The sequence below is a fragment of the Leucobacter chromiisoli genome (assembly GCF_016522505.1).
In the GTDB taxonomy this organism is placed as follows: domain Bacteria; phylum Actinomycetota; class Actinomycetes; order Actinomycetales; family Microbacteriaceae; genus Leucobacter; species Leucobacter chromiisoli.
Window position 1 is genome coordinate 43,035 of record NZ_JAEHOH010000010.1, and the last position, 12,910, is coordinate 55,944.

The window sequence follows — 12,910 nt, forward strand, 5'->3', positions numbered from 1 at the left end:
CCAACCGCGTCATATTTCGAGGGATGTCGTATCTCACTCGGGTGGAGACGTTCAGCATGTCGTCTCCGTCAACCCGTCGCGACCGCGGGTGCTGTCACTCGCGGCCGCACATCCTCGAAAGGACTCTCCGATCTTCATGAACGAAAACGTGCAGACGAGCACCCGCCTCGAAGCCTCCCGCGGCATCAAGCGCCGTTCGGTGGTGAAGGCGGCCGCCTGGGCGGCTCCGGTGATCGCCACCGCCGTCGCCGTGCCCGCCATGAGCGCGAGCAGCCAGCCGGTGTGGGAGATCGACGCGAGCGGTGTCTCCGGCAGCCTCAACGCGAGCGCGTCGACGAACACGGTGAGCGGCTCCGCGTCCGCCTACTACGGTCTCGACGGTTCCTCCTCGCAGAGCATCATCGTGCCCGCGCTCACCGCGACCTACACCCGATCCGGCGCCTGGGCCTCGTCCCCCGCACCCGTCTTCTCGCTCCTCGGCGCCTCCGGTTCGGACGGGCTCAACCCCGGCTCCATCATCGTCCTGAACGGTCTGACCTGGACGGTCGTGTCCAACGACGGTATCCAGGTCGTCATGACCTCGCAGCCGACGACCGTTCCCAACACCTGGGAGCTCAGGAGCCCGAACATCCGCGTCTCCGGCCAGGGCGACGGCAGCGGCGAGCGGGCCTACTGGGGAGTCGAGCTCACCGGCGCCCCGATCGGAGCCGTGAGCGGCAACTTCGACGCCACCGTCCCCGTGCTGCCGGCCTGATCCACCGCAGCACCGGAGCCGGCCCCGCGTTCGCACCGGCCGGCTCCGTGCCTGCGGCGCCGATACGGGATTGTCCCGGCCGGGTCGCGGATATACATTGGCTGGGGGAGAGGAACGATGCGCACGGGGAATGCTGGGGCTCCGCACATCCCGACCGGTGGAGAGCGGGCGATGCGACGTCTGACTCGGGCGACGGTCGCGGTCGTCCTCGGCGCGATCGCGCTCACCGCCTCTGGGCCGGCGCCGGCGCTCGGGCTGCCGGGGCCGCCGGATGCCCGAGTCGAGCCGAGGTCGGATCCCGGAGACGCCGCCGGGGAGACCAGCTCGGCAGAGACGACCTCGGACGAGACCGGTTCCGGGGAGACCGGCTCCGGGGAGACGAGTTCCGACGGGGCCGCGGATCTCCAGGTGCTCCTGATGCCGTACTGGCTCGGGCACGGAAGCCCGGTGAACGCCCTCGTCGCGGTGCGCAACAACGGAACGACGGTGTCGACCGGCCACACCCTGCAGTTCGCTCCGCAGCTCGGGAGCGACCGGACGGTGACCGTGCGCACCGAGGGGTGCACCGAGGACGGACGGGGGTTCCGCTGCGTCTCCGGAGCCCTGCGCCCGGGTGAGATGCGCCAGTACCACTTCGTCTTCTCAGTGCCGAGCGCCGAGGGGGAGCTCTGGCCCCCGTTCTGGATCGCGAGCGTGGCGGGCGCCGAGCCCGACCTCGACAGCGACAACGACCGCGCCGTACTGGAGCTGCCCGACTCCACGCACGTCCAGATCGAATCCGACATCACGACGAGAGTCGAGGATGTCGACGGCGATGGCAGAGCGACGCCGGGGGAGCGGATGGAGGTCTACGTCTACTTCGCGAACGACAGCGCCTACGAGTTGCAGGATGTGCAGGTGGAGATCAGCGGGACGGTGAACGACCACCGGCGGCTGCCCGAGACGATCGCGCCCGGCGAGGAGACGACGGTCAGATTCGATGCGACGGTGCCGGATCTCGGACCGGAGGCGACGAGCGGAGCGAGCGCCCACGTCATGGCCCGTGCGGTGGGCGGTTCGGTCTCGACGTCGACCGGTACGCTCATGCTGCTCGGCCCCTACGCCTCGCCCAATCCGGAGGGCCCGCTCGGACCGCAGCCGGAGCCGACGAAGCACGATCCTCTCTCGGGGACCGTCGTGGACCTCGAGGCGGAGCTCGCCGCTCGGCAGTGGGTCGAGGAGTGGCGGAGGCTCGAGGAGCGGCGGGCGTCGCAGGTCGAGGGGGACCTCGGAGAACCGGCGACCGAGACCGATGCCGGCACCGATGCCGCGGGGTCAGAGGTCGAGGAGCCGGGGCTCACCACGGCCGCGATCCCGGACCCCGGGCGCCCTCGGAAGGCGACCGATGCGGCACCAGCGGATCCCGGCGTCGCCGGCGTCGGCGCGGGGCAGCTCGCCACCGCAGGCATCGGGGCGCTGCGAGGTCCGATCATCGCGGCGAGCGCGCTGGTCGGCCTGGGGGTGATCCTCGCGCAGATCGGCATCTCCCGGCAGATCAGCGCGGCCCGACCCCGGCGATTCGGGTAGCGGCCTCGGCTTTCACGGCGCCCGGCGGAAGCGGCTCGCGTCCTCGTCCCAACCGCTCCAGTCGCCGAAGTAGAGCAGTTCCGCGCCGCCGCCGTCGGGCCGGCTGCCGGAATCCTCGTCCTCGGCATCCTCGGTGAGCGTCCCATCGACGTTGGAATCGACCTCCGGCTCCTCGCCCGAGGGATCGCGGTCGCCCGTCCCCACGGCGGGATCACCGCCGACGTCCGCACCCGTCGTCGCAGACGGCTCCACGGTCTCGGTGGTGGTGGGCGGCGGCGGAGGAGGATCGAACGCCGGAGGGACGACGGTGACCGTCACCGAGAAGGAGGCGGCCACCGCCGCCGATGTCGCGAGGGAAGGGATCAGCTTCTCCCGCCACTCGCGGGTCAGCGCGATGACACCGGCGAGACCCAGGCCCACCGCGGATGCCTGCTCGAGGAACTGGGCGTAGCGAGTACGGCACGCCCCGCAGCCCTCCAGGTGGGTCTCGGCCTCGGCGCGACGCCGGGTGCCCCGCTTCCCCCACCGAAGGATGCCGAAGTGCTTCACCGTCTGGACGCATCCCGCGGGAAGGGTCGACGACGGGCGATGGAGGTGCTGCATCCATCCTTTGCGCAGCCCCTCGCGGGCCCGTTTGAGCAGGGCCGAGGCGGAGTTCGGCGAGAGCTGCAGATCCTCGGCGACCTCCTGGACCGGTCTGCCTTCGAGATCGACCGCGACGATGACCCGCCGCCACCGGTCGGGGAGCTCTGTCAGCGCGACGGCTGCGGCCTCCCGCTCCTCCCGGAGGAGGGCGTCCGGGAGCTCGCCGTCGTCCTCCGCGAGCGACTCCAGGTCCTCGAGCCGCGTCGTCCGCCGCTGAGCCCTCCAGTGCTTCGCGAAGACCGACTCCATGGTCTTGTAGAGGTAGCCGCGGAACGACTCGGTGGGCCCGCCCCCGCCGAGGAGCGTCTGGAACACCAGCGTGAAGCTCTCCGCGACGACGTCCTCGGCGGCCGTCGGGTCCTTCTTCATCGCCCAGGCCCTGGCCGTCGGGCCGTGCCGCCGCCAGAGGAGGTCGAGCGGCCACGTCTCGCCGCCGCGGATGATGCGGCACAGCTCGTCGTCGGCGAGGCGCTCACGGCCGTCCTCGGAGGTCGGCCCGGTTGTCGTCACCACGCGCTTCCCCCGGAGAACATCGTCACCCGCCGACGACGATTCTCCCCACAGGATACGACATGAGCCCGGTCGGGGTGCCGGAACGCGGAAGAGGCCGCGTCCCGGGTCTGCGGACAGCGAGACCCGGGAGGCGGCCCCTTCCGTGGGGGAGCCCGTCGGCCGAGAACCGGGAGGACCGGGCCGCGGGAACCGGGCCCGAGAACCGGGCCCGCGCTCAGTACTCGATGACGGAGCGGATGCCCTTGCCCTGGCGCATCTGGGCGAACGCCTCGTTGACGTCATCCAGCTTGATGCGGTCGGTGACCATCGAGTCGAGGTCGACCTTGCCCTCCATATAGAGGTCGACGATCTTCGGGAAGTCGATCGACATGCGGGTCGAGCCGTAGTTGCAGCCGATCAGCTTCTTCTCCTGGTCGCTCATCACGAAGGGATCGATCGAGATCTTCACCCCGTCGGCGACCTGCCCCACGACGACGGCGGTACCGCCGCGGCGCACCGCCTCGTAGCAGGCTTCGATCGTGAAGGGCAGGCCGATCGCCTCGAAGGCGTAGTCGACGCCGCGTCCGCCCGTGAGCTCGCGCACCGCCTCGACGAGGTTGACCTTGCGGCTGTTCACGGTGTGCGTGGCGCCGAAGGTGCGGCCGAGCTCGAGCTTCTCCTCGCTCACGTCGGCGACGATGATCTGCTTCGCACCGGCGAGGCGCGCGCCCTGCACGACGTTGAGGCCGACGCCGCCGCAGCCGACGACGAGCACCGTCGAACCGGGCTCGACCTTCGCGGTGTTGATCACCGCGCCGATGCCGGTGGTGACGGCGCAGCCCACGAGGGCGGCCTGTGCGAGCGGCGCGTCCTTGCGGATCTTGATCGCCGCCGAGGCGGGCACCATGGCGTGATCGCCGAAGGATCCGACCGCGAGGAAGCTCTTCACATCCTGCTCGCCGTCGCTGAGCCGCGGCTTGCCGTCGAAGAAGACGTGCTGGTAGGCGGTCTCGTTGGCGAGCTGGCAGAGCACGGGGTTGCCCGAGACGCAGAACTCGCACTTCTGGCAGGAGGGGGTCCAGGAGAGGATCACGTGGTCGTCGACCTCGAGGTCGGAGACCTCCGACCCGACGGCGACGACGATGCCCGCGCCCTCGTGGCCGAGCACGAGCGGTGCCGGGGTCTCCCAGTCGCCGTCGAGCGCGTGCAGATCGCTGTGGCACACGCCGGAGGCGGCGAGCTTCACGAGCACCTCGTTCGGGCCGGGCTCGGCGGAGATCCGCAGATCCTGGATCTCGAGGGGCTGCTGGGGGCCGGTGAAGACGGCGGCCCTCACGTCGACGGTGCTGCTCATGATGCTGGTCCTTTCTGGGTGGGTGATGAGGGGTCTGGGGCGCTCAAGCCGCGCACGGCGCGGATGAGCTCGAGGATGCGTTCGGGCTCGCCCTGCGGGAAGGCCGTGGCCTTGAACACCGGCGGGATGAGCACCCACACGTAGGAGCCGCCGAGCGGCGTGACGGTGAGGGTGCGCCCGCCGCCCGTCGTCGCGATGGTCGAGGAGTGGAGGTCGATGCCGTCGAGGAGGGGGCCCGCGACCTCGTTGAGCCGTCGCAGGGCCCCGGATCCGCCGCTCGGGGCCGCCCCGCCGCCTCGCGCGGGGCCGCCCGTGGCGCGGCCGGCCGCGGGAACGTAGCGCGCTCCGCCGCGATCCCGATGCGAGACCGCGACCCCCGACGGCGCCGCGGAGCCGTCGGGCAGCGTCGTCGAGATCGCGAGGTTGTAGACGCGGGAGAAGATGTAGTTCCCCGGGTCGTAGCTCAGGGTCAGCTCGATGCCGTCGGGGGTCCGCACGTCGACCGTCGTCTGCGTCGTCGCCGTGACCTCGCCGAACTGCTCGGCGACGAGGCGCAGCGCCCGCCGGGCGCGGTCCACGATGGGACCGTTTCCGGCGAGCGCGTGCTTCCGCTCGGCTCGCGCTCGGAAGGGCGTCAACGGCCCTCCGCGCCCTCGGCCGTCACAGCCTCGCCGCGCGCTGCGACGGCCTCGGCCGCGGTGTACTCGCCGCCGAGATCCTCGGAGCGGACCACGATGTTGGCCTGCGTGTGCGTCAGATCGGTCGGCGTGAACAGCGGCAGGCGGTTCCTCTTGAGCCATACGATCCCGAACAGCGCGATCGCGGCGATGATGATGCCGGCCGTTCCCCAGACCACGAGGCGCTGCTCCATCTCGGGCACGATGAACGCGATCAGGTAGGCGCACGAGGCGATGCCGATGATCTGCGGCAGCGGGTAGAGCGGCGTCTTGAAGGGGCGCTTCGCGTTGGGGTAGCGGCGGCGCAGCACGATCACGTCGATCTGGGCGATGATGTAGCTGAGCAGCCACGTGGTGCAGGCGATGCTGATGAGGTTGAGGATCAGGTCGATCCCGCCCTCGGCGAACGTCGAGTAGAGCAGCACCGACGCCATGCATCCGGCGGTGACGAGCATGCCCGCCCACGGCACCCGGGTGCGACGGCTCACCTTGGCGAACCACTTCGGCAGCAGGCCCTCGTTGGCCAGGCCGTAGAGCATGCGCGGGATCGCGGCGAGGTAGGAGTTGCCGGTCGAGAAGGAGGCCAGGATCGTGACGAGCGTCATGATGAGGCCGCCCGTGGCGCCGAAGATCGCGGTCGCGCCGACGACGTGCGGGATCGAGGATCCGGCCATCTCCGCGAGGTCGGCGAAGCGGGTCGCGCCCCAGCCGAACAGCACGTCGACCAGGAAGATCGTGAAGACCCCGACGACCATGGCGAGGGGGATGTTCTTCCAGGGGCGCTTCACCTCTTCTGCGAGGGGCGCCACGAACTCCATGCCGATGTAGAGCCAGATCGCGACGGCGCCCATCGAGGCGAGCGTGCCCCAGTCGGTGTTGAGCACGGGGTTGTCGACGGGCTCGCTGCTGGAGAGGCCGAAGACGCCGGCGAGGCCCATGATCGCGAGGATGCCCATCATGCCGAACACGAGGGGGATCTGCACGCGGGCGAAGATGTCGACGCCCGAGAGGTTCAGGGTGAGCAGCACCGCGAGGAGCAGGAAGGAGAAGGCGGGGGCCGGGAAGCCGGTGAGGGACTCGAACGAGTCGCCGGCGACGAGCAGCTGCGTGCCGCCGTCGGCCGAGACGAGGACGAGGTAGCCGCCGAGCACCGCGATGATCGCCATGAGGCGGCCCAGTGCGGGGAGCGTGTACTCGCCGACCATACCGCCGCCGGGCAGCATCGATGCGAGCTCGCCGTAGGAGATGGCCACCATCGTGATGATGATGAGGCCGATGAAGGCCGGGATCGCGAAGGCGAGTCCGCCGGTGCCGAACCCGTTGCCGAGGGACACCATCGCCGTGCCCGAGACAACGAGGCCGGTGGAGGCGGCGTATGCGGCCCCGAATCCGAGACTTCGTTTGAGTTTCGTCATTTATCAGCTCCTTTGCGCATGACCGTCGTATGCGACGCATCCCAGCATGCGGCATGGACAACGATGTCGCATTGGACAGAATGACGCATTCTTCGATGGGCCTGGACCAGTTGTCCAGCCGACAGGGGTGAGATATATTTCAGAAGCGCTACCCGCGGGCGCTCTCTTCGACAGTCTGCTCGCGGCGGTAGTAGCGGAGGGCGAGCGCGAGGTCGGCGCGCACCTGGAAGTCCTCGAGATCCGAGCCCGTGAGCGAGGCGATCTGATCCAGCCGGTTGGTCAGCGTGTGCCGGTGCACCTCGAGCTCTCTCGCCGCGGGGAGTTGCCGACCGTGGTGCTTCAGCCAGACCTGCAGCGTGCGGAGCAGCTCGGAGCCCTGCGCGCGATCGTGCGCGCTCAGCGGGCCGAGCACCCGGCGGGCGACGTGCGTCGCATCGGAGGCGTCGATGAGGTCGGCCACGCCGTCACGCCAGATGTCGGGGAACGCGGTGACCCCCGCCGCCCCGCGGCGCAGGCCGAACTCCGCGGCCTTCTTCGCCTCCTCGAGGGCGAGCTCCAGCCCCTCCCAGCGGTCGCAGCGGGATCGCCCGAGCACCATGCCGAACGATCGCAACTGCCGGATCACGCGCTCGGCGTCGTCCTCGTGCACGAGCACCGCGATGTCGCTGCGGTACTGGGCGAAGAAGACCGGGCGCTCCTCCTCGGGGCTCATCGACTCGAGCGCCGGCATGATCCGACCCGCATCGAAGTGCTGCGGAATCCCGACCAGCGTCACGATCGGCGGTGTCGGCAGCGGGCCCCAGACGCTCTCGACGATGTGCCTCGTCACGCCGATGCTGCCGGAGAGCAGCAGCTGCAGCAGCGCCTGGCGCAGCGTGGTGTGCAGCGAGGCGAGCGCCTGGTTCTGCTCGAGCGAGACGCTCACGAGCGCGAGCACGCTCGACAGCACGTTGCGCGACACGTCGTCGAAACCGCGGCTGAGGGTGAGCACGAGCATGCCGCTCGGGTCCCCGGGCTCGCCGAGCATCTGGAGCACGGCCTCCACCTCCGGAGTCACCTGCGTGGAACGGAAGCGCAGCTCGCCCTCGAGGGTCCTCCGCACGATGGGGGTCAGCTCGGCCTCCTGCACGCGCGGTCCCTCCGGCGCCTCGACCAGGGTGACCGGGTGGCCGAGCGAATCGTAGAGGGCGACGCCGCAGCCGAGCTGCCTCGCGGTCTCCCGCAGCGTCGCGGTGAGCCCGTCGCGACGCGTGGCGGCGTTGGCGATGGCCTTCTGCGCTCGCAGCGACCGGGTGTACCGCTCGGTCTGGTCGCGCTGCAGCACGCGTGCGGCCTCCTGCAGCAGGTCCATGAACGAGATCTCGTAGGGGACGTCGAAGAGGATCAGCCCGTGCCGGATGCAGGCGCGGGCGAGCTCGTGGGGCACCCCCTTGTGCAGCACGTCGCTGCCGAAGCCGATGCCGATCACGCCGTGCGCGGCGACGAGGGCGGCGTAGTCGTCGTAGATGCGGTCCAGGCGCTCGGGGGAGACCCGGACCTCCGGAACTGAGGGGTCGGCCGAGCTCGTCACCGGGAACTGCCAGCCGAGCGTCAGGATGACCTCGGCCGGCCCCAGGAACGGTGTGGGGTCGATCATGTCGGTGGCGTGCAGCCACTCGAACTCCTGGTCGAAGGCGTGCTGCTCGGGTGCGTCGTCCTTGCCGCCGACGACGAGGCGGAGGTGGAGGGACGGGTTCTGCAGCAGCTTGCGGAGACTCAGGGACACGCCCCAATGCTACGCGGGCTCACGCCCGGCCGGCCGGTGCGGGCTTTCGCATATTCGTCCGGTGCGGGCGGGCGTCTGGACGCCCGGCCCCTGTCGGCCTCGGTCTTCCGGTCTCCGCCTCTGTCTGCCGGCGCGCCGTCTAGACGGTGCGAACGGGAGTGCCGGCCGCGATGCCGGTACGGCGCTGGAACGCCGTGTCGGTCACGGCCGTGGCCCCCGGGTCGCGCGGTTTCGCCGATCCGGGATCCCCGTGCGTCGGGAAGCCGAGCTCGGCGACGACGGGATGCGCGGCTGCCGCGAGGTCGAGCGTCAGCGCGGTGACCGATCCGGCGAGCGGAACGCCGAGCTCGGCGACCACTCGCGAGAGCGCCGAGCGAACGGCGGCGGCGAGGGCCGCGGGGTCCTCTCCTCCCAGGCGGACCTCGGAGCGGCCGTAGGTGACGCCGTCGCCCGAGACCGCCTCGGCGACCAGGGTGCCGCCGGAGCGCCGCACGGCCAGCTCCAGCACCCCGCTCGACGACGCCGGAGCGGTCGAGAAGGGGAGGGGGATCCCGCCGGGCGGAACACCGTCCGGCGTCGTGCCGGATGCTGCTCCGTGATCGTGGTGCTCGGGTTCCGAGCCGCCGAAACTGAACTTGAGGTCCATGCACCCAGCCTAACCTCCTCGGCTGGCCCGCTCTTCTGCCAGGATGGGCGCATGGGACGCACACACATCCGCGAATTCCACGACGACGACCTCGACGCGATCGTCAGGCTGTGGGAGGAGCTGAACACGCCCACCGAGCAGCAGGTCTACTCGCTCGCCGAGGTCATCGCGTCGTGCCGCGAGGATCACGCCGTCGTCGCCGTCAGGGACGAGCAGGTCGTCGCCGCGGCCGTCGGGCGGGCCGCTCACGCGCAGGGGTGGATCGTCTTCTTCGGGCTCTCCGAGGCCGCCCGTTCCGAGGAGAGCGTCTCGGCTCAGCTGCTCGACGCTCTCGAGCGGAAGATGGCCCCGCTCGGGCTCTCCACGCTCTCCGTGCTCATGCCCGAGGGAGGCGATCGCCTCGACGCCCTCACCACGAACGGCTTCCAGATGCGCCACCGACTGCGCTACCTCGAGCGGCAGATGCCCGTGCAGCGGCGCGAGCTCGATCTGCTGAAGGATGTGGGCGGCAGGATCCTGCCCCGTCACCTCTGGGAGAACGTGGCGGGCATGCGGCAGGAGAAGCAGCTGCTCGAGGAGCGGCTCGTGGCGCCGCTCGCGCAGCCCGACCTCGCCGACCGCTACGGCGTCGTGCCCCCGCGGGCGGTGATGCTGTTCGGCCCTCCCGGCACCGGCAAGACGACGTTCGCGAAGGCGGTCGCCTCGCGCCTCGACTGGCCGTTCGTCGAGGTCTTCCCCTCCCGTCTGGGCGACGGCCCCGCCGGCATGGCGGCGTCGCTGCGGGGCATCTTCGAGCGGATCGGGCAGCTCGAGCACGCGGTGGTGTTCATCGACGAGGTGGAGGAGATTGCCTCCCAGCGTCGTGGAGATCCGCCGTCCCCGACGCAGGGCGTGACGAACGAGCTGCTGAAGCTCGTCGCGGACTTCCGCGACCGGGAGGGGCTGCTGCTCGTCTGCGCGACGAACTTCGTGCGCGCGCTCGACGCCGCCTTCCTGCGGCACGGACGCTTCGACTACGTGCTGCCGATCGGGCTGCCCGACGCCGAGGCGCGGCGCGCCATCTGGGGCCGCTACGTGCCGGGCGGGATCGCCGACGAGATCGATTTCGAGGTGCTGGTGGCGCGGAGCGAGGGCCTCACCCCCGCCGACATCGAGTACGCCGCGCGGCGGGCCTCCCAGGAGGCGCTGGCGAGGGCCCTGCGCTCGCGGGCGGGCGCGGACCGTTCGCGCGCCGGCGGCGCCGACGGTGCCGACGAGACCGGGCGGGCCGCGGGTGCGCCGGGCGATACGGCGGCCGAACTCACGACCTCCGACTACCTCGCAGCGCTCGAGGTGACCCGGGCGACGGTCTCCGAGACCGACATCCACTCCTTCCTGGAAGACATCGACGCCCTCGCCCGGCTGTAGCCGAGCGAGGGCGCCTCTGCGCGCCGAGAGGTGGGGGGGGGGGGGGGGGGGGCGGGGGCCGCGCCCCGCGCGCCCACACCAGGCGCCCCGGGGGGGGGTCTATTGGGGCCCCCCCTCGCCACACCCCCCCCCAAACCCCACCTCTCGAGGCCTCTGCGGTGCGTTCTCGTTACGCCTGCGCCGCCAGCCGCCCCTCGCTTCGCTCCGTGGGCTGCGGCCGTGTGCGGCACCGCAGGCTACGAGAACGCTGGCGCGTTCTCGTTACGCCTGCGCCGCCAGCACATCCTCCACGGAGGAGTAGGCGAGCTCGGGGAACGCCTCGGCGACGCCCTTGAAGGTGAGCACGCCGTCATGGGCGTTCAGGCCCTTCGCGAGCGACGCGTCATCGTTCAGCGCCTTGACCCAGCCCTTGTCGGCGAGAGCGACGACGTAGGGGAGCGTGGCGTTGGTGAGCGCCGCGGTCGAGGTCTCGGGCACGGCGCCGGGCATGTTCGCGACGCAGTAGTAGATCGAGTTGTGCACGGGGAACGTCGGGTCGTCGTGCGTGGTGGGCCGCGAGTTCTCGAAGCAGCCGCCCTGGTCGATGGCGATGTCGACGAGCACGGAGCCCGGCTTCATCTGCGCGACCATCTCGTCGGTCACGAGCTTCGGGGCCTTCTCGCCGGGGATCAGCACGGAGCCGATGACGAGGTCAGCGTCCTTGAGCGCCTCGGTGATGTTGTGCGCATTCGAGGTGCGGGTCTGGATGCGGCCGCTGAACTCGTCCTCCAGCTGCTTCAGGCGGGGGATGGCGATGTCGATGATGGTGACCTCGGCGCCCATGCCGAACGCGATGCGCGCGGCCTGCTCGCCGGCCGCGCCGCCGCCGATCACGACGACCTTGCCGCGGCGGGTCGCGGTGACCCCGCCGAGCAGCACGCCGCGACCGCCGTTGGCCTTCATCAGGCTGTAGGCGCCGACCTGGGCCGAGAGGCGGCCCGCGACCTCGGACATGGGGGCGAGCAGCGGCAGCGCGCGGCTCGGCAGCTGCACGGTCTCGTAGGCGATGGCGGTGGTGCCGGAGGAGAGCACCGCGTCGGTGCACTCGCGCGACGCCGCGAGGTGGAGGTAGGTGAACAGCACCTGGTCCCTGCGCATCTTGTCGTACTCGGCGGCGATGGGCTCCTTGACCTTGAGGATCATGTCGGCCTGAGCCCAGACGTCGTCGGCGCCCTCGACGATCGTGGCACCGGCGGCGACGTAGGCCTCGTCGGTGATGGCCGAGCCCAGGCCGGCGCCGGCCTGGACGAGGACCTCGTGACCGCGGCGGCTGAGCTCGAAGACCCCGGCCTCCGTGATGGCGACACGGTTCTCGTTGTTCTTGATTTCGGTGGGAATGCCGACGCGCATGATGTGCTCCGTAATGACTGCTCGGAATGTTCTGATGGCCCTGCTCGCCGAAGCGTTCCGACGCGCTGTTCGGCGCCGGGAGCTTGCGGGATACGTATCGATTGTGCAGTATATTCGGGATCAGTAGTAAATCGGTGAATTCTCTTCGGGAATCGAGGGGATTGGCTGGAAATGATGTGCAAATGGGATCGGGTGTGGCTGAGTCGTCGAAGAATCTGCAGCAGGAAACGGAACTGGACGAGGTCGATCGGAAGATTATCGCGGAACTGCAGACCAACGGGAGGATCACGAACGCGGAGCTCGCGGAGCGCGTCGGCGTGGCCGCATCGACCTGCATCGCGCGAGTCCGCAGCCTCGTGTCGCGACGGGTGATCACCGGCTTCACCGCGAGCGTCGACCCCAGGGCCATGGGTCTCGGGCTGCAGGTGCTCGTGAGCGTCACCGTGCGCTCGGGGGCGAGGCAGCGGATCCGGGAGCTGAGCGAGGAGATCGCCGCTCTCCCCGAGGTGATGCAGCTGTTCTTCCTCGGCGGCGACGAGGACTTCATCATCCACCTCGCGGCGCGCGACGCGGATCACGTGCGCGACTTCGTCATCGAGCATCTGTCGGCCCACCCCGCGGTCTCGTCGACCCGCACGAGCATCGTGTTCAGCCACTTCCAGAACCCGGTGCGCTCCGAATAGGAACCGGATTCGGATGCAGACGCAGCGGGGGGGGCGGGGGGGAGGAAAAACCCCCCCCCCCCCGGGGTCCCGGTTGGGGGTCCCCCGCGGGGGGGGGGGGGGGGGCCCCCCCCCCCC

11 protein-coding genes are annotated in these 12,910 nt (G+C 70.6%); 4 read left to right on the forward strand and 7 right to left on the reverse strand.

The window, feature by feature from the left end; all coding sequences use genetic code 11:
* Positions 1–136 precede the first annotated feature (136 nt).
* Entirely contained in the window at positions 137–754 is a 618-nt protein-coding gene (locus JD276_RS07930) for a hypothetical protein (RefSeq protein WP_200115237.1), read from the forward strand.
* A gap of 171 nt (positions 755–925) precedes the next feature.
* Positions 926–2,320, forward strand: coding sequence for a COG1361 family protein (locus tag JD276_RS07935; RefSeq protein WP_200115109.1), 1,395 nt, complete (start codon positions 926–928; stop codon positions 2,318–2,320).
* Between the two features lie 12 nt (positions 2,321–2,332).
* On the opposite strand, the gene JD276_RS07940 is transcribed toward JD276_RS07935, so the two are convergent.
* The 6 genes from JD276_RS07940 to JD276_RS07965 all read right to left on the reverse strand — a co-directional run bounded on the left by JD276_RS07940 (position 2,333) and on the right by JD276_RS07965 (position 9,314).
* The gene (locus JD276_RS07940; RefSeq protein ID WP_200115110.1) at positions 2,333–3,478 is read right to left on the reverse strand and encodes a sigma-70 family RNA polymerase sigma factor; all 1,146 of its coding nucleotides are present in this window, start codon (positions 3,476–3,478) and stop codon (positions 2,333–2,335) included.
* A gap of 214 nt (positions 3,479–3,692) precedes the next feature.
* Positions 3,693–4,811, reverse strand: coding sequence for a Zn-dependent alcohol dehydrogenase (locus JD276_RS07945; RefSeq protein ID WP_200115111.1), 1,119 nt, complete (start codon positions 4,809–4,811; stop codon positions 3,693–3,695).
* The gene (locus JD276_RS07950) at positions 4,808–5,449 is read right to left on the reverse strand and encodes a DUF3156 family protein (RefSeq protein ID WP_200115112.1); all 642 of its coding nucleotides are present in this window, start codon (positions 5,447–5,449) and stop codon (positions 4,808–4,810) included. The genes JD276_RS07945 and JD276_RS07950 overlap by 4 nt, the downstream gene beginning before the upstream one ends.
* Positions 5,446–6,903 (reverse strand): APC family permease, encoded by a 1,458-nt coding sequence (locus JD276_RS07955; RefSeq protein WP_200115113.1) that lies wholly within the window; start codon positions 6,901–6,903, stop codon positions 5,446–5,448. The genes JD276_RS07950 and JD276_RS07955 overlap by 4 nt, the downstream gene beginning before the upstream one ends.
* Positions 6,904–7,051: 148 nt before the next feature.
* Positions 7,052–8,668, reverse strand: a complete 1,617-nt coding sequence (locus tag JD276_RS07960) for a helix-turn-helix domain-containing protein (protein WP_200115114.1) — start codon at positions 8,666–8,668, stop codon at positions 7,052–7,054.
* Positions 8,669–8,807: 139 nt separating this feature from the next.
* Positions 8,808–9,314 carry a hypothetical protein gene (locus JD276_RS07965; RefSeq protein ID WP_200115115.1) on the reverse strand — a complete coding sequence of 169 codons (507 nt, stop codon included), beginning with the start codon at positions 9,312–9,314 and terminating at the stop codon, positions 8,808–8,810.
* 51 nt (positions 9,315–9,365) lie between these two features.
* On the opposite strand from JD276_RS07965, the gene JD276_RS07970 reads away from it, so the two are divergent.
* Positions 9,366–10,721: an ATP-binding protein gene (locus tag JD276_RS07970; RefSeq protein ID WP_200115116.1), complete on the forward strand. Its 1,356-nt coding sequence runs from the start codon at positions 9,366–9,368 to the stop codon at positions 10,719–10,721.
* A 261-nt stretch (positions 10,722–10,982) separates the two neighbouring features.
* On the opposite strand, the gene ald is transcribed toward JD276_RS07970, so the two are convergent.
* Positions 10,983–12,110 carry an alanine dehydrogenase gene (ald, locus tag JD276_RS07975; RefSeq protein WP_200115117.1) on the reverse strand — a complete coding sequence of 376 codons (1,128 nt, stop codon included), beginning with the start codon at positions 12,108–12,110 and terminating at the stop codon, positions 10,983–10,985.
* Positions 12,111–12,304: 194 nt separating this feature from the next.
* On the opposite strand from ald, the gene JD276_RS07980 reads away from it, so the two are divergent.
* Positions 12,305–12,793: an Lrp/AsnC family transcriptional regulator gene (locus JD276_RS07980; RefSeq protein WP_200115118.1), complete on the forward strand. Its 489-nt coding sequence runs from the start codon at positions 12,305–12,307 to the stop codon at positions 12,791–12,793.
* The last annotated feature ends 117 nt before the right edge of the window (positions 12,794–12,910 follow it).

What these genes read in the sequence shown, in the direction of transcription:
- JD276_RS07930 (WP_200115237.1), top strand. Translation starts at nt 137, where the DNA reads ATGAACGAAAACGTGCAGACGAGCACCCGCCTCGAAGCCTCCCGCGGC.
- JD276_RS07935 (WP_200115109.1), top strand. Translation starts at nt 926, where the DNA reads ATGCGACGTCTGACTCGGGCGACGGTCGCGGTCGTCCTCGGCGCGATC.
- JD276_RS07945 (WP_200115111.1), bottom strand. Translation starts at nt 4,811, where the DNA reads ATGAGCAGCACCGTCGACGTGAGGGCCGCCGTCTTCACCGGCCCCCAG.
- JD276_RS07955 (WP_200115113.1), bottom strand. Translation starts at nt 6,903, where the DNA reads ATGACGAAACTCAAACGAAGTCTCGGATTCGGGGCCGCATACGCCGCC.
- JD276_RS07965 (WP_200115115.1), bottom strand. Translation starts at nt 9,314, where the DNA reads ATGGACCTCAAGTTCAGTTTCGGCGGCTCGGAACCCGAGCACCACGAT.
- JD276_RS07970 (WP_200115116.1), top strand. Translation starts at nt 9,366, where the DNA reads ATGGGACGCACACACATCCGCGAATTCCACGACGACGACCTCGACGCG.
- ald (WP_200115117.1), bottom strand. Translation starts at nt 12,110, where the DNA reads ATGCGCGTCGGCATTCCCACCGAAATCAAGAACAACGAGAACCGTGTC.